The sequence below is a fragment of the Roseibium sp. RKSG952 genome, from assembly GCF_009711355.1.
Genome location: NZ_SMMF01000920.1, coordinates 14,232 through 32,091, shown reverse-complemented (window position 1 = coordinate 32,091; position 17,860 = coordinate 14,232). Strand labels below are relative to the sequence as shown.

Annotated in this window: 19 protein-coding genes and 1 tRNA gene; 11 read left to right on the top strand and 9 right to left on the bottom strand. The window is 53.6% G+C overall.

Annotation, left to right across the window (positions count from 1 at the left end; translation table 11 throughout):
- Positions 1-345 precede the first annotated feature (345 nt).
- The 3 genes from E1297_RS21230 to E1297_RS21220 all read left to right on the top strand — a co-directional run bounded on the left by E1297_RS21230 (position 346) and on the right by E1297_RS21220 (position 3,516).
- Positions 346-1,347 (top strand): DctP family TRAP transporter solute-binding subunit, encoded by a 1,002-nt coding sequence (locus E1297_RS21230; RefSeq protein WP_155142001.1) that lies wholly within the window; start codon positions 346-348, stop codon positions 1,345-1,347.
- 115 nt (positions 1,348-1,462) lie between these two features.
- Positions 1,463-2,140, top strand: coding sequence for a TRAP transporter small permease (locus tag E1297_RS21225; protein WP_155142000.1), 678 nt, complete (start codon positions 1,463-1,465; stop codon positions 2,138-2,140).
- The gene (locus tag E1297_RS21220; RefSeq protein WP_155141998.1) at positions 2,140-3,516 is read left to right on the top strand and encodes a TRAP transporter large permease; all 1,377 of its coding nucleotides are present in this window, start codon (positions 2,140-2,142) and stop codon (positions 3,514-3,516) included. The genes E1297_RS21225 and E1297_RS21220 overlap by 1 nt, the downstream gene beginning before the upstream one ends.
- A 57-nt stretch (positions 3,517-3,573) precedes the next feature.
- On the opposite strand, the gene E1297_RS21215 is transcribed toward E1297_RS21220, so the two are convergent.
- Complete coding sequence (locus E1297_RS21215; RefSeq protein WP_155141996.1) at positions 3,574-4,383, bottom strand: hypothetical protein; 810 nt, start codon at positions 4,381-4,383, stop codon at positions 3,574-3,576.
- A 305-nt stretch (positions 4,384-4,688) separates the two neighbouring features.
- Here E1297_RS21215 and E1297_RS21210 point away from each other — a divergent pair, with 305 nt between their 5' ends.
- Positions 4,689-5,000: a multidrug efflux SMR transporter gene (locus E1297_RS21210; protein WP_155141994.1), complete on the top strand. Its 312-nt coding sequence runs from the start codon at positions 4,689-4,691 to the stop codon at positions 4,998-5,000.
- Between the two features lie 78 nt (positions 5,001-5,078).
- Complete coding sequence (locus E1297_RS21205; RefSeq protein WP_155141992.1) at positions 5,079-5,525, top strand: nucleoside deaminase; 447 nt, start codon at positions 5,079-5,081, stop codon at positions 5,523-5,525.
- A 22-nt stretch (positions 5,526-5,547) separates the two neighbouring features.
- Here E1297_RS21205 and tpiA read toward each other — a convergent pair whose 3' ends face one another.
- Positions 5,548-6,297 (bottom strand): triose-phosphate isomerase, encoded by a 750-nt coding sequence (gene tpiA / locus E1297_RS21200; RefSeq protein WP_155141989.1) that lies wholly within the window; start codon positions 6,295-6,297, stop codon positions 5,548-5,550.
- Between the two features lie 124 nt (positions 6,298-6,421).
- On the opposite strand from tpiA, the gene E1297_RS21195 reads away from it, so the two are divergent.
- Positions 6,422-7,336, top strand: coding sequence for an isopenicillin N synthase family oxygenase (locus E1297_RS21195; RefSeq protein ID WP_155141987.1), 915 nt, complete (start codon positions 6,422-6,424; stop codon positions 7,334-7,336).
- On the opposite strand, the gene E1297_RS21190 is transcribed toward E1297_RS21195, so the two are convergent.
- Positions 7,333-7,698: an iron-sulfur cluster assembly accessory protein gene (locus tag E1297_RS21190; protein ID WP_155141985.1), complete on the bottom strand. Its 366-nt coding sequence runs from the start codon at positions 7,696-7,698 to the stop codon at positions 7,333-7,335. The genes E1297_RS21195 and E1297_RS21190 overlap by 4 nt on opposite strands.
- Before the next feature lie 180 nt (positions 7,699-7,878).
- Between E1297_RS21190 and E1297_RS21185 the strand changes: the two genes are divergently transcribed.
- Positions 7,879-8,247, top strand: coding sequence for a hypothetical protein (locus tag E1297_RS21185; protein WP_209015907.1), 369 nt, complete (start codon positions 7,879-7,881; stop codon positions 8,245-8,247).
- A 299-nt stretch (positions 8,248-8,546) separates the two neighbouring features.
- Here E1297_RS21185 and E1297_RS21180 read toward each other — a convergent pair whose 3' ends face one another.
- The 3 genes from E1297_RS21180 to E1297_RS21170 form a co-directional block, all read right to left on the bottom strand.
- Positions 8,547-8,909: an SUF system Fe-S cluster assembly protein gene (locus tag E1297_RS21180; RefSeq protein WP_155141983.1), complete on the bottom strand. Its 363-nt coding sequence runs from the start codon at positions 8,907-8,909 to the stop codon at positions 8,547-8,549.
- Positions 8,910-9,005: 96 nt separating this feature from the next.
- Entirely contained in the window at positions 9,006-9,284 is a 279-nt protein-coding gene (locus E1297_RS21175) for an NfeD family protein (protein ID WP_155141981.1), read from the bottom strand.
- Positions 9,284-10,174: an SPFH domain-containing protein gene (locus E1297_RS21170; RefSeq protein ID WP_155141979.1), complete on the bottom strand. Its 891-nt coding sequence runs from the start codon at positions 10,172-10,174 to the stop codon at positions 9,284-9,286. Before E1297_RS21170 ends, E1297_RS21175 begins: the two co-directional genes overlap by 1 nt.
- Positions 10,175-10,349: 175 nt before the next feature.
- Between E1297_RS21170 and E1297_RS21165 the strand changes: the two genes are divergently transcribed.
- From E1297_RS21165 to lon, 3 genes are all read left to right on the top strand, one after another.
- Complete coding sequence (locus E1297_RS21165) at positions 10,350-11,261, top strand: nucleoside hydrolase (RefSeq protein WP_155141977.1); 912 nt, start codon at positions 10,350-10,352, stop codon at positions 11,259-11,261.
- Between the two features lie 63 nt (positions 11,262-11,324).
- A complete protein-coding gene (tgt, locus tag E1297_RS21160) occupies positions 11,325-12,455 on the top strand; it encodes a tRNA guanosine(34) transglycosylase Tgt (RefSeq protein ID WP_155141976.1) in 1,131 nt (376 codons plus the stop codon).
- Positions 12,456-12,668: 213 nt separating this feature from the next.
- Positions 12,669-15,077 (top strand): endopeptidase La, encoded by a 2,409-nt coding sequence (lon, locus tag E1297_RS21155; RefSeq protein ID WP_155141974.1) that lies wholly within the window; start codon positions 12,669-12,671, stop codon positions 15,075-15,077.
- A 55-nt stretch (positions 15,078-15,132) separates the two neighbouring features.
- Here the strand turns inward: lon and E1297_RS21150 are convergent, their stop codons facing one another.
- From E1297_RS21150 to E1297_RS21140, 3 genes are all read right to left on the bottom strand, one after another.
- Positions 15,133-16,719 (bottom strand): APC family permease, encoded by a 1,587-nt coding sequence (locus tag E1297_RS21150; protein ID WP_155141972.1) that lies wholly within the window; start codon positions 16,717-16,719, stop codon positions 15,133-15,135.
- Between the two features lie 124 nt (positions 16,720-16,843).
- A tRNA-Val gene (locus E1297_RS21145) sits at positions 16,844-16,918 on the bottom strand.
- A gap of 55 nt (positions 16,919-16,973) precedes the next feature.
- Positions 16,974-17,423 (bottom strand): hypothetical protein, encoded by a 450-nt coding sequence (locus E1297_RS21140; RefSeq protein WP_209015906.1) that lies wholly within the window; start codon positions 17,421-17,423, stop codon positions 16,974-16,976.
- 94 nt (positions 17,424-17,517) lie between these two features.
- On the opposite strand from E1297_RS21140, the gene E1297_RS21135 reads away from it, so the two are divergent.
- Positions 17,518-17,700: a hypothetical protein gene (locus E1297_RS21135; RefSeq protein WP_155141970.1), complete on the top strand. Its 183-nt coding sequence runs from the start codon at positions 17,518-17,520 to the stop codon at positions 17,698-17,700.
- Positions 17,701-17,860 lie beyond the last annotated feature (160 nt).

The window sequence follows — 17,860 nt, the reverse complement described above, 5'->3', positions numbered from 1 at the left end:
ATATCCTTAATACATATTTTCATAGGGTTAGGTGCGGTAGCTACCCGACCTGCGTTTGGAGCAATGAAAAATTCACGGTTCGATTCGCGGATGTGATTCGAGGTTGTGCGAAATTCCGCACAAATCTTGATTGTGGTGTGCGGGATTTCGCACATGCCTACAGTGCTATGAGTCTTTTCTGGTCGAGTTCCTCTTCTAGTGCATTGATAAGTAACGACTTAAATCAAGTTGGATATAGTTGAATCAAAAAGTTGAGCGATAACTCCCGATTCGTTTCACTTCGCGTCATGCGACGCTGATCCAGTGTCCAAAAGAAGTTTCAAGGAAGTCCGGGAGGAAAAACGAATGAAGTTCCTGACAACGGCTGCAACCGCACTTGCGCTGTCTGTAACTGCAACGGCGGGCATGGCTGCCTGTGATGACGGTGAGATTGTCGTCAAGTTTGCGCATGTTACCAACACTGACAAACACCCCAAAGGTATCGCTGCTTCGCTGCTGGAACAGCGCGTCAATGATGAGATGAACGGCGTGATGTGTATGGAGGTCTATCCGAACTCCACACTTTATAACGACGATAAAGTACTCGAAGCGATGCTGCAGGGCGATGTACAACTGGCCGCGCCTTCGTTGTCCAAGTTCGAGAAATTCACCAAGCAATTCCGTCTGTTCGATCTGCCCTTCATGTTCAAGAACATCGAAGCTGTTGATGCGTTCCAGGCATCGGCAGATGGTCAGGCGATGAAAGACAGCATGCAGCGCCGCGGTCTGCAAGGTCTGGCTTTCTGGCACAACGGCATGAAGCAGATGTCGGCCAACAAGCCTCTGGTTGCCCCTTCGGATGCGGATGGCCTGAAATTCCGCGTTCAGTCTTCGGATGTTCTGGTTGCTCAGATGGAAGCCATCGGCGGTAGCCCCCAGAAAATGGCGTTCTCGGAAGTTTACGGCGCGCTGCAGCAGGGCGTTGTGGACGGGCAGGAGAACACCTGGTCGAACATCTACGGCAAGAAGTTCTTCGAAGTGCAGGACGGCATCACGGAAACCAACCACGGCATCATCGATTATCTGGTCGTGACATCCGTGGACTGGCTGGACAGTCTGGATCCAGAAGTGCGTGATCAGTTCCTGACAATCCTTTCGGAAGTCACCGAACAGCGGAACAAAGAAGCCTTTGCCGTGAACGAAGCCGCCAAGGCATCGATTACCGACACGGGTGCTATCATCCGCGAACTGAACCCAGAACAACGTCAGGCGTGGGTCGATGCGATGAAGCCTGTCTGGGACAAATTTGCCGATGATGTAGGTCAGGACAAGATTGACGCTGCACAGGCAATCAACGCCGGGTTCTAATCCCGGTTCAAGACCGCACCGTCCAGGGACTGGGGAGTTGTGGACGCGCAGGTCAGGCGGGCCGATACAGGCCCGCCGCATTCCACTCTCATCATAAAAATATGGGGACAATGAGATGTCTGGTGCGAAATCCGGCCCATCGGGGCTGGTCGACCAAATCGAAGAAACCCTAATCGCGTTGCTACTGGGCCTGATGACGGTCATCACATTTGCCAACGTGATTGCGCGGTTCGTCTTTAATTCCAACATTCTCTGGGCACTGGAACTGACCGTATTCACCTTTGGGTGGCTTGTGCTGCTGGGGGCATCCTATGCGGTCAAGAAGCACGCTCATCTAGGTGTGGATGCAATCCTGAACATGCTGGCACCTGCACCTCGCCGGATTATGGCGCTGGTGGCGGTTGCATGTTGTTTGGCGTTTTCGCTTCTGATGCTCAAAGGAACTTATGATTATTGGGCGGTTTTCGCCGATCTGCCCCCCACATCAGGCAGATGGTTCCCGACGGGGTTCGACACCGGCGCGCGCAGTCAGAGCTTTTATGAAGTCGATGACATTCCGATGATCGCCCCACTGCGCTTTCTCGAAGAACTCATAAATTACGGGGAATACTACGAGAAACTGCCCAAAGTGGTGCCTTATCTCGTTCTTCCCCTGTCGATGTTGTTGTTGGTCATTCGTTTTGCGCAGGTTGCTGTTCAGATCTGGCGCGGAGAGACGGATCGCCTTGTCGCAAGCCACGAAGTTGAAGACGAGATCGAAGAGGTTCGGGCTCAGCAAGGAGAGCATGACTAATGGACGTTGTAATTCTATTCTCCATGGTCATCGGCCTGCTGCTGATCGGCGTTCCGATCGCGGTTGCGCTGGGTCTCAGCTCGACCCTGTTCCTGCTGATGTATTCCGACAGTTCACTGGCATCGGTCGCCGGGACTCTGTTTGAGGCGTTTGAGGGACACTTCACACTGCTTGCTATCCCGTTCTTCATCCTCGCGTCGTCTTTCATGACGACCGGTGGTGTGGCCCGCAGGATCATCAGGTTCTCAATTGCTTGCGTGGGGCATTTGCCCGGTGGTCTGGCAATTGCGGGTGTGTTTGCCTGTATGCTGTTTGCTGCACTGTCCGGTTCGTCCCCGGCGACAGTTGTTGCCATCGGATCCATCGTGATCGCCGGGATGCGGCAGGTAGGTTATTCCAAGGAATTCGCTGCTGGCGTGATCTGTAACGCGGGTACACTCGGGATTCTGATCCCTCCGTCCATCGTGATGGTGGTCTATGCCGCTGCTGTCGAAGTTTCGGTTGGCCGAATGTTCCTGGCTGGTGTCATCCCGGGATTGCTGGCTGGTCTTATGTTGATGGTCACCATCTACGTCATGGCCAAGGTCAAGGACCTGCCAAAGGGAGATTGGAAGGGCTGGGGTGAGATCTTTGTTTCGGCACGCGAAGCCGGTTGGGGCCTGTTCCTGATCGTGATCATTCTTGGCGGGATCTATGGGGGTATCTTTACCCCAACTGAGGCTGCAGCAGTTGCAGCGGTGTATGCGTTCTTCATCGCAAGCTTCGTCTACAAGGACATGGGGCCGCTCAGCACGGCAGAAGGGACACAGAACCTTTCGTTGCTGAAAAAACCTTATGCGCTGATCACCGCATTCTTCCATCCCGATACCAAACATACGCTGTTTGAAGCTGGCAAACTGACGGTGACGCTGTTGTTCGTCATCGCCAACGCGCTCATCCTCAAGCACGTTTTGACGGATGAACAGGTGCCGCAACATATCGCCGAGGCGATGTTGTCTGCAGGGCTTGGGCCGATCACGTTCCTGATTGTGGTCAACGTGATCTTGCTGATCGGTGGTCAGTTTATGGAGCCTTCAGGCCTGCTGGTCATCGTCGCACCGCTGGTTTTCCCGATAGCAATCGAACTGAATATTGATCCGATTCATCTGGGCATCATCATGGTGGTGAACATGGAGATCGGGATGATCACACCTCCGGTCGGGTTGAACCTGTTCGTGACTTCGGGCGTTGCCGGGATGCCTATGATGCGCGTCGTCAAGGCCGCGCTGCCATTCCTGGCTGTACTGTTCGTCTTCCTGATTATGGTCACCTACATCCCATGGCTTTCGACATTCTTGCCGAACACGTTCATGGGGCCGGAAATAGTGACAAACTAGGAAATCACGTTCCGTATTCAGGGCCGGTTGAAAAACCGGCCCTGACTGTTTGAAAGATCAGCTGCCATATTTTTGCAGATAATCGGCCACCCAGCCGATACCACCGTAGGCGTGCCGCCGCCCGATACTCCAATAGCCGATATCGTCATTCACCAGCTCATCGGGGTTTGGCCGGCCATGAAAGATCACGATCTTCGGCCGGTCTGGAAGTTTGCGATAGGTCTTGAAGATCAGGCCAAAAGGCCAATAGGGCACCAGATGGACAAGCCCGATGCACCAGTTCTTGGGATAGCACTTACGCTTGTAAGCCAGTTTGGACACGTAGTTCTGGTCATTCCCATATTCGTCATGATGTTTTGCTGCATCAAAATTATCGTACAAATGGAATTGCTCGGCTGGAACGAAACCAACGACCGAGGAATTCCCGCGTGTAACCTGATTCATGAACCCCGGAACCAGATCCCAGAATGCAGCCGGGATCATGCGCCAGAGCAAACCGCGGAACTTGGGCATCAGGTACAGACCGCCTTTGTCCCGAACTATTTTCAACAATGGTGTCAGATCGCCTGTCACCATGATGTCGAGATCCAGAAACAGTGCTGCATCATATCCTTCGACGATACGTCTGTCGAACATGAGGACCTTTGGAAACTTGCCATATTCCCAATTGGACTGGGCCATCTGAGGGAAGTCGAGGGGGCGGCATTTGATCCCCGAATCCAGACCTTCGAAATTGTCCGTTATACAAATGAAGTCGTGATCGACCTGCAGATGATCGCTGACCGCACGATGGAGCATGTTGACATATTCGTTGCCATACATCGTACCCCATTTCATGCAGACAACGCAGAATTTCTGACGCGACATGCTCTGAGCCTCTTATGATCTCATTCTTCAAAACGGCCTGTTTTCCGCACCTTGCGGAGTTCAGACTCAAACTTTTTTGGGTGTCTAACATCAAAATATTGTGTTCGTCCAAGATTGATTGATGACGACTTCTTTGGGGCCCCAATGATCCTTGGTATCAGGACGTCATAGCCTCGGGTTTCGCAAAGCTTTGTCGCTCGCTGACCTTGCAATTTCGGTTTCTGTTTATAACTGAATAGCAGAGGACGACCTCCCCATCACGGGATATCATTCGGGACGACCCGAACGGATTTTGAGGTCTCTTCATGCCTTGGATTTATCTTCTTTTTGCAGGTCTGCTCGAAATCGTTTGGGCTGTAGCCATGAAGCAGTCGGCGGGTTTCACACGTTTGTGGCCCACCGCTATCATGGGTGTGTCAATGGTGGGGTCTTTTGGCTTATTGGCTCTGTCGATGCGCACGCTGCCGCTTGGGACGGCCTACGTGATCTGGACCGGGATCGGCGCGGTTGGTGCATTCCTCGTGGGTGTGATGCTTTTGGGTGAAGCGTTGACGCCAATGCGCATTTTGGCGGCTGTCTTGATCGTAGTGGGGTTGATTACGATGAAGCTGGCCTGATGTCTGATGCAACCTGCCGTTGACCGCTGAGCGGGTATTCGGCAGGCTGCACCGAAAGCCATTGGAGCCGTACCACTCATGCTGAACGAAACTGACGCACAAATGCTGCGAATTGCCTATGAAGAAGCCAAAGCTGGTTTTGACGAAGGTGGTTGCCCGATCGGTTCTGTTCTTGCGCGTGCAGGGCAGGTGGTTGCTCAGGGCCGCAATCAGCGTGTGCAAAAAGGTGATCCCATCGCACATGGTGAGATGGATGCCCTGCGCAAGGCCGGGCGGCAAAAAAGCTATCGCGACACTGTGCTTTATACTTCGCTGTCACCTTGCATGATGTGCGCAGGTACCATCGTTCAGTTTGGTATTCCGCGAGTCGTCATCGGTGACACTGTGAATTTCGGGGGCAATGAAGAGTTTCTGCGTCAGCGCGGGGTTGAGGTCATCCTGTCGGAAGACCCTGATTGCATTGCCTTGATGCGGCGCTTCATCGAAGAGAAGCCCGAGTTATGGGCAGAAGATATCGCTGAGTAAGGCCGTTCGATCCTTGGGGCGGTTACGCGCCTTCGAGTGCGCGAATGATGCCCGAGAAGTCCTCTGCCTTCAGGCTCGCACCACCAACCAGTGCGCCATCAACATTCGACACACCAAAGATTTCGGCCGCGTTGGAGGGTTTGACCGAGCCACCATAGAGGAGCCGGACTGAGCGGCCAACGCCCTCGCCAAAGCGGCGCTCCAATCGCGCACGCATGAAATCGTGAACCTCACCGATTTCTTCCAGCGTAGGAACTTTGCCGGTGCCGATTGCCCAGATCGGTTCGTAGGCCACCACGAGGTTTTCACCAGTCGACTGATCCGGAATTGAACCGGACATCTGACCGCCGATGATATCCAGCGTGTTCGCCGCCTCACGTTGTTCCAGACTTTCCCCAACGCAGATGATTGCGGTCAGACCTGTATCCATTGCCGTGCGTGCTTTGGCCCGAACATCTTCGTTTTGCTCACCGTGATCTTCACGACGTTCAGAATGACCCAGAATGACCGAGTTGGCACCTGCATCTTTCAACATTTCAGCACTTAGATCGCCTGTATGCGCGCCAGAGGTGGCTGCGTGACAATCCTGTCCGCCGACAGCGATTTCGGTATGGTGAACCGTTTGAGAGGCCCGGTGCAGCAAAGTGGCCGGAGGGCAGATCAGGATGTCTACCGACGGATCCGGAAAAGTATGAGCCAGTGATTCCAACTCGGCCAGCGCAGGTCCGGTGCCGTTCATCTTCCAGTTGCCTGCCGCCAGTTTGCGCCGCATGTCGGTATCTCCCTGATCTTTTTAAAGTCTTTAAGCCAGTTAACATCGTGCGCGGGTGCTGACAATTCCGCTTGCGAAAGGAATGTCTAAACGGCAGTTTGCCCGCGCAAAAGGTAAGAGCAGAATGATCGACAATCTTGACCTCGAAAAACTGGATTTGCGCGATCCGGTAGAACTGAACCGATTGGCAACTGCAGTAAGCGAAGTTGGTTTTCTGACCATTAAAAATACCGGGCTGGATGCCGAAAGGATCGGTCAGCTAATTGATGCCTATCGAAATTTTTTCCGCATGCCAGAAACGTTCAAACGCAGCGTTGATATGGCACGCACCGGGGCGAACCGAGGGTGGGGTGCGCCACAATCCGAACAGGTCGATCCAAATGCAAACCCCGACTACAAAGAGGTGTTCGATTGTGGGTACGAGTTACCCCCAGGCAATCGCTATACCGGCAGTGGGTTGAGCGTCTATGCACCTAATCTCTGGCCAGATGGTCTGTCGGAGTTTCGGGAGACTGTTCAAAACTATTATGCCGACGCATGTGGTGTTGCGATGCGAGTTCTCCGGGCGATCTCGGTTTCTCTGGGGCGTGACGCGGCAAGCTTCGATACCGCTTTTGACACTCCGATGGCTCTGTTGCGTGGAAACTTTTATCCGGAACGCCCTGATTGGGCAGGAGAAAAAGACTTTGGGATTGCTGCACATACAGACTATGGCTGCCTGACATTATTGGCGACCGACGGAAACTCTGGCCTCGAAGTTCAAATGCCAAATGGCACATGGGAAGGCGTGAATGCCGCGCCGGGAACTTTTGTGATCAACTTTGGTGAGATGCTTGAGTTCTGGACGGCCGGGCAGGTCAAGGCAACGTTACATCGGGTCAGGGGCGGGCAGGAAGAACGCATATCTGTGCCGCTGTTCTTTAACCCGTCATATGAAACCAACGTCGCCCCACCGGGATCCGATCAGCTAATCGGTGCCGGAGAGCATCTGACCCGCCGGTTCAATGAAACCTATGTCCATCTGCAGGACAACGCTTAGCGCTGAGCAGCCAGGCTTTCGTCGAATTTGATTGATTCACCGCAGCCACATGCGTCGACGACATTCGGATTCTTGAACTTGAACCCGGATTCCAGCAAGGAAACCTCGTAGTCGATTTCAGTTCCGAACAGGAACATTTGCGCCATCGGGGCAATCATGACCTTTGCGCCATCCTGTTCGACCACTTCGTCGTTCGGATCGGCCTCATCTACGTAGTCCATGGTGTATTCCATGCCTGCGCATCCGCCCTTCTTGACGCCAATGCGCAACCCAGCATGCCCACCTGATGTCATCAGGCGAACAATCTGCTCTGCAGCCTTTGGCGTTATGGTCACGGCTTGTTTGCCGGGAATGCCGAACATAGTGGTCTCCGTTGTCGCGCGTTGTATCCAATTTAAGTCTGACACCGGTCGGGCTCAAGAGAGAGCATTCAAGTTGGCTTAACTTTCTTAGTATGTGATCGAATTCCTTTTCTTGCATCAACGTCACGTATCACATTAGCGTTGCTTCAAGCCTCTTTCCTGGAGGCGATATTTTGAAGTTTGTTTGTCGAAGAAGAGGCGGTTTTAGCGATGGAACAGAAGGTAATGACACAGGTGGCGCGAGCATTGGCAGGACTGTCTTGTCTGGCATTGATTGGAATGGCCAGCGTCGCATCGGCAGCAGGTTCCGAGAAGACCCATCCTGTCAACTGCGCCACAGCAGAGGGTGACCTGCGTGCTATCGCAGCGGAAAAGAAACATGCTGAGGATCAGCAGGCTGAAAGCGTTTTTGCGATTACGCCAGCCGGGGCGTTGCTGGGACTGGTTTCCGGTACTGAAAACAAGAGACTGGAAATGTTATCAGGGGATTACGTCAAAAAGCTTGACGAACGTTCTGCTGAAATCAAGGAGACTTGCGGGATAAAATGATATCGCGCGACTGCTGGCTAGGGTCAAAAAAAGGACCGCTCTCGGGCAAGAGCGGTCCTGAATTCCGGGCTCGCCTTCCAGGGGGATAGCAAGCGGTCACTGAGCCCACGCACCAAATAAACTCTGTTTACGTATCAACGACATCTGCGTCAGGATCGATTGCCCGTCGCGGACGAGATACTTGCTCAGGCGGTGCAGTTAAGTTGTCCGATTTCTATGTGACAGAAATCCCAAGAAACGGTAACGCATAGATTACCGTTTTATGACAAGGGCCTGTTTTTTGTGGATAAATGCGTATCCTACATGAAGCCAAGCTCGAGGCGGGCTTCGTCCGACATCATTTCCATTCCCCAGGGTGGTTCCCAGGTCAGTTCAACGTCGACTTCCTTTACACCTGCCACTGGCTCGATCGCCTCGACGATCCAACCGGGCATGTCGCCCGCAACCGGGCAACCCGGAGCGGTTAGCGTCATGATGACTTTGACGGCATTATCTTCGGCAATATCAATCGTATAGATCAAACCCAGATCATAGATGTTTACCGGAATTTCCGGGTCAAACACTGTTCTGCAAGCCTCGACCACTGGATCATACAGCGGGTGTTCCACGGATGAAGGCGCGATCAGCGGTGTACCTTCAAGATGTTCACTTGGGTGGGTCATTGAAGCCTCGGGTCTGTTACCTGAGAATTTATATAGGGAAAGCCTTAGGCAGCGTCCAGAGGGGCAGTGGCGCCCGAAACCGGGCGCCAAAGCAATTTAGTCGTTAATGTCGTGGTTGAAGGTTTTCACCTGTCCATGCGGTAAGGCGAACATGCGGCGCAATACTAACCACGCGACCAGCGACAGCACTGCGAAGATCAGCAGCAAAATTGGGAGCGATGGTGTAACTCCGGGGATGATCAGCAGTATCCCTGTGATGGCCGCCCCGATTGCAAAGCCCAAAAAGATGAACCCGGGCAGAATGACCTCAAGAATACCGACTGCGAGAGCTCCGGCCAACCAGAGCCACCAGGTCAGCCAGAAGGGATCAGCCATCATTTGCCTCCTTTCAGCATTTTGAAGGCGTCACCAAACGCTTCAAGTGCATTCGCAGGAACAACGATGGTTTGTTTGCCGGTGCCGTTACCCAATGCGTTCAGCGATTCAACCTGTTTCAATGCTACCTGATATTGCGCAGCCTCGATGCCATTATCCTGAATGGCCTTGGCCACAACGCCGGTTGCGTAAGCTTCGGCTTCGGCCTGAATACGGCGTGCCTTGGCGGTTTGTTCGGCCGCATAAAGCTCGGCATCGGCATGAAGTTCGACTGCGCGTTTCTGACCTTCGGCTTCGGTAACCTGCGCACGACGGGCACGTTCTGCATTCAGCTGCTGCAGCATTGCGTCACGAGTTGCCTGATCAAGGTTCACGTCCAGAATCTCGGCACGGGTGACTTCGATCCCCCAGTCGTCGACGGCGGTTTCGACGCTTTCCTGAATGCGGGTAATCAGCTGCGCACGGTTCGACTGAACTTCATCAAGGTCCATCTTACCAATTTCGGCACGTACAATACCTGCCACGGTGGTCGCGATGGCGCCGTCTACGTCACGAATACGGTAAACTGTCTTTTCCGGCTCAAGAATGCGGTAGAAGACCGATGTATCGATCTGTACCAGAACGTTGTCCTTGGTGATTGCGTCCTGTGTAGCATTCGGCAATTGGCGCTCCAGAATGGATATCTTGTGACGCGCAACATCCAGAAAAGGAACAATAAAGTTAATGCCCGGGCCAAGCACCGAATGCAGCCGCCCGAACCGTTCGACCACATATTTTTCGGATTGCGGAACGATTTTGATGCCTTTCAGGACGACAATGATGATCAGCACTGCCGCCAGAAGGTAAATTATGTTTGATGTGAGCAGTCCGATAATCTGGTCTTCTGTCATATCTGTCCTCGTTTATTGTGTACGACGGTATACATCTGGGGATTGAGTCGTGAATTTTCAACTCTGGTATGGATGGAATGCGACCGGAATCATATGCGTGAAATCGGTAAAGTAGTGGGGAATTTGTTGTCTGTGACCGCTTTGCATCCCGATCTGGTTGCGCTATCGGGGCGGGATGAAACTGATTATCGACACCGATCCCGGCATCGACGATGCGATGGCCATTGCTTATGCTGCTGCAGCTCCAGAAATCGACCTGATTGGTCTGACCACTGTGTTCGGCAACACTCATGTTCATCAATCCAGCAGAAACGCCCGTTTTCTGGCTGATAAACTGGGGCTCAATATTCCCGTGGCCGAAGGGGCATCCGCCGGTCGTCATGCCGAAAGTCATAGCCCGTCCGAGCATGTTCACGGACCCGAGGGCTTTGGCGATCTGACCGATATTCCGCAAGTAGGTGAGAACCACCACCTGAATGCCGCCGAATTCCTTGTTGAGATGGCGCGGCGGCACAAAGACGAGTTGGTTGTTTGCGCCGTTGGCCCCCTGACCAATATCGCTGATGCGATGCAGCTGGACCCCGGGTTTGCCGGAAACATCCGCCGACTGGTCATCATGGGGGGTGCTGTTTATTGTCCTGGCAATATCACGGCGCATGCCGAAGCGAACATCTATCATGATGCGAAAGCGGCTGATGAGGTCTTTTCCAACCCTCCTGAAACGGTTCTGGTGGGCTTGGATGTAACGCTCAAAACCCTCTACGAAACAGCGGATTTTGAAGCGCTTGCTCAGTCTTCGCCCGATATGGGTAGTTTTCTGCGAGATATATCGCGATTTTACCTTCAGTTTTATAGGGATATCGGTGGCCTCGAAGGTTGTGGCCTGCATGACTCAACGGCCGTCATCGCCTGCTCACACGAGCCCATGTTCGATACAGTGGAAACAGGTCTGCAGGTCGTTCTTGATGGGGAAGAGTTTGGAGCGACGCAACCTCATCCATCGCGCCCGTCTGTACGAGTCTGTAAAGACGTGGATGGGGCAGGCGTCGTTCGTCTTTTTACTGAGAGAGTGGCCTCGCTGCCCTGACGGGTTGCAATGGCTGTATAGATCGGGCAAAGCCTGCCCGGTTCAGCGACCCGAGGCGTGCATATGACACAGCAGTTTTCATTCGAACTGAAGGCCACAGACAGAAAGGCCCGTACCGGCGTGATTCAAACGCCAAGAGGCGAAGTGCGCACTCCGGCCTTTATGCCAGTGGGTACTGCCGCCACTGTTAAGGCGATGATGCCTGAAAGCGTGCGAGCCACAGGGGCAGACATATTGCTGGGCAACACCTATCACTTGATGTTGCGCCCAACGGCCGAACGGATCGACCGTCTTGGCGGGCTGCACAAGTTCATGAATTGGGAACGTCCCATCCTGACGGACTCGGGCGGGTTTCAGGTCATGTCGCTGGCCGGCTTACGAAAACTCACCGAAAAGGGCGTGACCTTCAAATCTCATATCGATGGGTCAAAGCATGAATTGACGCCCGAACGCTCGATGGAAATTCAGCGGCTTTTGGGTTCGGACATTGTAATGTGTTTTGACGAATGTCCGGCGCTGCCTGCAGATCGCGAACGCATCGCTGAATCCATGAGTCTGTCGATGCGGTGGGCTGAGCGTTCGCGCGAAGCGTTTGGTGATCGTCCAGGTCATGCGCTGTTTGGAATCATGCAGGGCGGTCTTGAACGCGATTTGCGCGAAGAAAGTGCTGAAGCCTTGAAAGGCATTGGTTTTGAAGGATATGCGGTTGGCGGCTTGGCAGTGGGCGAAGGGCAGGAAGCCATGTTCTCGTGTCTCGATTATGCACCCGGTTTCCTGCCGGAAGATAAGCCACGATATCTGATGGGGGTCGGTAAACCCGACGACATCGTGGGCGCTGTTGCGCGCGGTATCGATATGATGGATTGTGTGCTGCCGTCCCGATCTGGCCGTACCGGACAGGTCTTTACCCGCCGCGGTGTGGTCAATATCAAGAACGCCCGTCACGCCGATGACCCGCGTCCCTTGGATGAGGCTTGTTCTTGCCCGGCCTGCTCAAACTATTCGCGCGCCTATCTGCATCACGTCTTTCGGGCGAATGAGATGATTTCGGGCATGCTGCTGACGTGGCACAACCTGCACTATTTCCAAGAGATAATGCAGGGAATGCGCGATGCGATTGCGGCGGGCACATTTGACAGCTGGCAGGCAGATTTCCACGCGCAACGAGAGCAGGGCGATATCGAGCCGATTTAAGGCGCATATGGCGGGTGCTTCATTAATTTCGGTGGATATATCCATTGCATGCCTTGCAGTCCCTGAGACCTCGGGTCATTCTGAATCACGACACACGGCGGTGAGGTTGAAATGGGCCACTAAGTGCCCCACCTTTATCGTCCAAGACAGGAGATGGCCAAAGGTTGCCTGAATCAGGGACCGGTGCCGTCTTGCCAATGATAAGGATTGAGCATGCAAGAGCCTCTGAATTCCTCTTACCCAGTACTGCCGCTGCGCGATATCGTGGTTTTCCCGCATATGATCGTGCCGCTTTTCGTCGGTCGCGATAAATCGGTCCGCGCGCTGGAAGAGGTCATGCAGGATGACAAGCAGATTCTGTTGTCCAGTCAGATTGACCCCGGTGTTGATGACCCTGAAATCGACGGCATCTATCGTTCGGGCGTACTGGCCAATGTACTGCAACTGCTGAAATTGCCCGATGGCACCGTAAAGGTGCTGGTCGAAGGGCAAGCACGTGTGCAGATCACCGAGTTTCTCGAAAATGACGACTTCTTTGAAGCGCGCGCTGAGTACCTGACAGAAATCCCCGGCGACGTGACCACGACGCAGGCGCTGTTGCGCACTGTCGCGGATGAGTTCGAGCGCTATGCCAAAGTGCGTAAGAACATCCCCGAAGAAGCGCTGACCGCTGTTGGTGAAACCACCGAGCCTGCCAAGCTGGCTGATTTGGTTTCGGGTCACTTGGGCATTGAAGTCGAGCAAAAGCAGGAACTGCTGGAAACTCTCAGCGTCAGCGAGCGGCTTGAGAAAGTCTATGGCCTGATGCAGGGCGAAATGTCGGTTCTGCAAGTCGAGAAAAAGATCAAGACCCGCGTCAAATCCCAGATGGAGAAGACGCAGCGCGAGTACTATCTGAATGAGCAAATGAAGGCCATTCAGAAGGAACTTGGCGATGGCGAGGATGGCAGCAATGAAGTTGCTGAGCTCGAAGCTAAGATCGCCGAGACCAAGCTGTCGAAAGAAGCGCGCGAAAAAGCGGAAGGCGAGCTGAAGAAGCTCAAGAACATGTCACCCATGTCGGCCGAAGCGACCGTTGTGCGCAACTATCTGGACTGGATACTGTCACTGCCGTGGGGCACCAAATCCCGCGTCAAAAAGGATCTGGGTCGTGCGCAGGACATTCTGGACGCCGATCACTATGGCCTTGAAAAGGTCAAAGAGCGGATCGTTGAGTACCTCGCGGTACAGCAGCGTTCGAAAAAGCTGAAAGGCCCGATCCTGTGCCTTGTCGGCCCTCCGGGCGTAGGTAAGACCTCGCTGGGTAAATCCGTTGCTAAAGCCACGGGGCGTGAGTTTATTCGCATCTCGCTGGGTGGTGTACGCGATGAATCCGAGATCCGCGGTCACCGTCGGACCTATATCGGTTCGATGCCAGGTAAGATCATTCAGGCGCTGAAAAAGGCGAAAACCACGAACCCGCTCATCCTGCTCGACGAGATCGACAAGATGGGGCAGGACTTCCGTGGTGATCCGGCCTCGGCAATGCTTGAGGTGTTGGACCCGGAACAGAACAGCACGTTCATGGATCACTATCTTGAGGTCGAATATGACTTGTCCAACGTGATGTTCCTGACCACGTCGAACAGCTACAACATGCCTGGGCCTCTGCTGGACCGGATGGAGATCATCCCGCTGGCTGGTTACACCGAAGAGGAAAAGAGCGAGATCGCCAAACAGCACCTGATCGACAAGCAGGTCAAGAACCATGGTCTGAAGGCCAAGGAATTTGAACTGACCGATGAGGCACTGCAAAAGATCATCCGCACTTACACCCGTGAAGCAGGGGTGCGGAACCTCGAGCGTGAGATCGCCAAGGTGGCGCGGAAGTCGCTGACCAAGATCATCAAGAAAGAGGCGGAAGAGGTCACTGTGACGCCCGACAATCTGGATGATTTCCTTGGTGTGCCGAAGTTCCGTTATGGTCTTGCCGAACAGGACGATCAGGTCGGTGTTGTCACGGGTCTGGCGTGGACCTCGGTGGGTGGTGACCTGCTGCATATCGAGGCGCTGAAACTGCCGGGTAAAGGTCGGATGAAGACCACCGGTAAGCTGGGCGATGTGATGAAGGAATCCATCGACGCGGCCTCATCCTATGTGCGGTCGATCTCGCCCCAGATCGGGGTGAAACCGCCGAAGTTCGACTCGCTGGACATCCACGTCCACGTACCGGATGGGGCGACGCCCAAGGACGGGCCTTCGGCCGGTCTTGCGATGGTGACATCGATCGTTTCGGTCCTGACTGGTATTCCGGTGCGCAAGGATATTGCGATGACGGGCGAGGTATCGTTGCGTGGTAATGCAATGCCGATCGGTGGCTTGAAAGAAAAGCTGCTGGCGGCTCTGCGCGGTGGCATCAAGACTGTTCTGATCCCGGAAGAGAACGAGAAAGACCTCGCGGATATTCCGGACAACGTGAAGGAAGGGCTTGAGATTATTCCGGTCAAACACGTTTCAGAAGTTCTGGAGCGTGCGTTGATCCGCAAGCCTGAGCCGGTTGAATGGGACGAAGCGGCTGAGGAAGCGGCTGCGGCTGCGGCCAAAGCCACTGAAAGCGCCGGGCCATCTGCAACTGCGCACTAAGAGCGAAAGCTAAATCGGAAAAGGCGGGGTTGAACCCCGCCTTTTTTTGTTGTGATCAGAACCCTATGACAGGTTTGGTCGGATCCAGTACTTCTTCTTCTGCGATATATCTCTGGAACTTACGGGCAGACAACGCGGATCGAACTGCCAGCGTAAAGATAACGATCGAGAACATCACGCACAGCACGATGTCCCATCCGAATGGGATTTGCTGCAGCGAGCCTTCACCGAATTGACCTAAGTAGGAAATCAGGCCGATGCCTGCGAAGTAGGGCACCAGCCAGAGCGCTTCGGTTACATCCATTTCATCAAGGCGACCGTGAAACCTGATCAGCAGAAGCACCATTCCGATGATCAGCGCAATTCCCAGTCTCCAGACCGTGTCCCAACCGCTCCAGTAAACAATTAGTGTGGCGATTGCGAAAGCTGCCATGCCGACCAGTTTCACTGCCGGCACCCGAACTGAGCGTGGGTGATCGGGAAGCAGGTCGCGCAGGCAAACGACAGCGATTGGCCCGACTGCAAACGACAGAACGATTGCTGCACCGTTTAGGGCAATGACGGTGGTAAAGGGTACGGTGAGCAGAAAGAGAATGCCGATCAGAAAATTCAGCGCCAATGCCCAGAGTGGTACGCCGAATGATGACAGCATCTGCAGCCTTTTTGGCAGGAAGCCATTCTGGGACAAAGCCAACGCAATGCGTGCGTTAGAACCTGTCGCAACCAATCCGTTGCCAAACGGTCCGATCACGGATCCGATGTTTAGAAGGCTGAGAAACCAGAGAATTCCGACGGACATTATAATTCCATCCAGGGGTCCCTGAGCACCAAAATCCAGCTTTGCCCAGCCATTGCTGAGCATCGAGGGGTCGAGCGCCCCGATGAATGCGATCTGAAGGCCCAGATAGATCGCGGCACATAGGATAATTGACAGAATGAGTGCGGCAGGGATCGCGAATTTGGGATTCTTCACTTCACCAGCCATGTCCACTACGTGACGAAACCCGATGAATGAAAAGATCACGCCCCCGGTCGATACCGCGGCCATGATCCCTTTTACACCGTATGGGGCGAACCCTCCGGGTGTTGTAAAATTCTCAACGTTGAAACGGTTGGCGATTAGCAGTGCTGAAAGAAGAATTGGAATGGCCACCTTCGCCCAGGTAAGCACTGCATTCACATGAGCAAAGAATTTAACTCCCAGTGCGTTGATTGCGACGAAGAAAAGCATGAAGAATAATGCAACGGCGATCCCTGCACCGGTCAGATCGCCCGAATCTGCGGCGTGCAGCCAAGGAGCATAGGGGGCGAGATACTTGAGCATCGCCTCTACTTCGATTGGCGCGGTTGTGTTGTAGCCGATCCAGGCGGTCCAGCCCATTGCCATCGAAACGATGTTTCCGTGCGAAAACTGAGGCACTCGGGCTATGCCACCGGGTATCGGTAACATGGCAGAGATTTCGGCAAAGGTGATGGCCAGTATAAACATGGCTACCGCGCCGATGATCCATGACAGGATTGCAGCAGGACCAGCGTGTTGAACCGCCAGCAGTGGCCCGAACAGCCAACCGGAACCGATGATACCGCCGACGGAAATAAAGGTCAGACCAACAAGGCCAATATCCCTTTTCAGTTTGGCCATGCGCTACCTTCTGCTGCTACCCGGGTTCGCTAACGTCTGTTAGAATCAGGATAATCAGCCGATTTGCTTTCTGACAAGCTTTTCCGGCATTGAGCGACAGATACCTTAGAACTCAAAAGCTGTATGGTGGGTGATAAGAGATTTGAACTCCTGACATCTTCGATGTGAACGAAGCGCTCTACCACTGAGCTAATCACCCTCGCGCTTGGGTCTTAGTGCGGGTGATATGAAGTCGCAAGCGCGAACGTCACAATTCAGCCCTTCACCACAGGGGTTCCACCAAAGAATCGGAACAGTGAGGTCAGCTCCTGATCCAATGCCTCACTTTCCACCGGAACCTTTACCGTCGATCCGTTTTGCTGAGGGATCAGAAAGTACAAATCCGCGTCGACACGATATCCCTGAGAGTTCTTTTCTGAGGACATGCGTCGAACGCTCTGGGGCAATTTTTGTGGGAAGCCATCGTAATTGAGAATCAGAAAAGCTGTGGCGTCAGGTGGCAAAGTTTCCCGACATTCGAATACACCAGCACTGACTTGTGCGAAGTTTTCTCCCGGTCCATCGCAGCTGACTTTGAAGGTGTCGAACAATCGTTTTGGATATTCGCCGAACTGGGCGCTGCGCGACGAAAAGGGTTGTTCCTGTGGTGAGCAGGCCACGAAAATGGCTAGAATGGGAAGTAGACGTAACGACAACATGCTCAACACGAACTCCACTAAAATCTGCCTCTCATAACACCTTATGCCAGACTCAGTCATTTCGCGACGATGATTCTCTGACAAGGTCGTTAACAGGGTGATGGATGATGATTTCCCGGTAACTGTGCCGAGAAAAACAGCAAATCAATCTGAGCCCTCCGGTGAGTGGCAGGTTTTTGCCAGATGCCAGCCTGTGGAGGAATCGGTGGAAGACCCTTGGGTGTGCGGCTGCCAGATTTGGTCAACTAAAAAGATTTCAAAAATGACCAAAAAATGGCGTTGACCTACTATGGGTGTATACGTCAAATTGTGGAGGCCGAATAGATTGCCACTAAATCTGGTATAAAATCAGAGATGGCAGCGGGCGAGGGTCGGAAAGCACACCATACTAACGTGCAACCGTTTGGTCGGTTCCGCGCTGTGAGCAGCAGCGACCGGTCACC

What these genes read in the sequence shown, in the direction of transcription:
- E1297_RS21230 (WP_155142001.1), top strand. Translation starts at nt 346, where the DNA reads ATGAAGTTCCTGACAACGGCTGCAACCGCACTTGCGCTGTCTGTAACT.
- E1297_RS21225 (WP_155142000.1), top strand. Translation starts at nt 1,463, where the DNA reads ATGTCTGGTGCGAAATCCGGCCCATCGGGGCTGGTCGACCAAATCGAA.
- E1297_RS21220 (WP_155141998.1), top strand. Translation starts at nt 2,140, where the DNA reads ATGGACGTTGTAATTCTATTCTCCATGGTCATCGGCCTGCTGCTGATC.
- E1297_RS21215 (WP_155141996.1), bottom strand. Translation starts at nt 4,383, where the DNA reads ATGTCGCGTCAGAAATTCTGCGTTGTCTGCATGAAATGGGGTACGATG.
- E1297_RS21210 (WP_155141994.1), top strand. Translation starts at nt 4,689, where the DNA reads ATGCCTTGGATTTATCTTCTTTTTGCAGGTCTGCTCGAAATCGTTTGG.
- E1297_RS21205 (WP_155141992.1), top strand. Translation starts at nt 5,079, where the DNA reads ATGCTGAACGAAACTGACGCACAAATGCTGCGAATTGCCTATGAAGAA.
- tpiA (WP_155141989.1), bottom strand. Translation starts at nt 6,297, where the DNA reads ATGCGGCGCAAACTGGCGGCAGGCAACTGGAAGATGAACGGCACCGGA.
- E1297_RS21195 (WP_155141987.1), top strand. Translation starts at nt 6,422, where the DNA reads ATGATCGACAATCTTGACCTCGAAAAACTGGATTTGCGCGATCCGGTA.
- E1297_RS21190 (WP_155141985.1), bottom strand. Translation starts at nt 7,698, where the DNA reads ATGTTCGGCATTCCCGGCAAACAAGCCGTGACCATAACGCCAAAGGCT.
- E1297_RS21180 (WP_155141983.1), bottom strand. Translation starts at nt 8,909, where the DNA reads ATGACCCACCCAAGTGAACATCTTGAAGGTACACCGCTGATCGCGCCT.
- E1297_RS21175 (WP_155141981.1), bottom strand. Translation starts at nt 9,284, where the DNA reads ATGGCTGATCCCTTCTGGCTGACCTGGTGGCTCTGGTTGGCCGGAGCT.
- E1297_RS21170 (WP_155141979.1), bottom strand. Translation starts at nt 10,174, where the DNA reads ATGACAGAAGACCAGATTATCGGACTGCTCACATCAAACATAATTTAC.
- E1297_RS21165 (WP_155141977.1), top strand. Translation starts at nt 10,350, where the DNA reads ATGAAACTGATTATCGACACCGATCCCGGCATCGACGATGCGATGGCC.
- tgt (WP_155141976.1), top strand. Translation starts at nt 11,325, where the DNA reads ATGACACAGCAGTTTTCATTCGAACTGAAGGCCACAGACAGAAAGGCC.
- lon (WP_155141974.1), top strand. Translation starts at nt 12,669, where the DNA reads ATGCAAGAGCCTCTGAATTCCTCTTACCCAGTACTGCCGCTGCGCGAT.
- E1297_RS21150 (WP_155141972.1), bottom strand. Translation starts at nt 16,719, where the DNA reads ATGGCCAAACTGAAAAGGGATATTGGCCTTGTTGGTCTGACCTTTATT.
- E1297_RS21135 (WP_155141970.1), top strand. Translation starts at nt 17,518, where the DNA reads ATGGATGATGATTTCCCGGTAACTGTGCCGAGAAAAACAGCAAATCAA.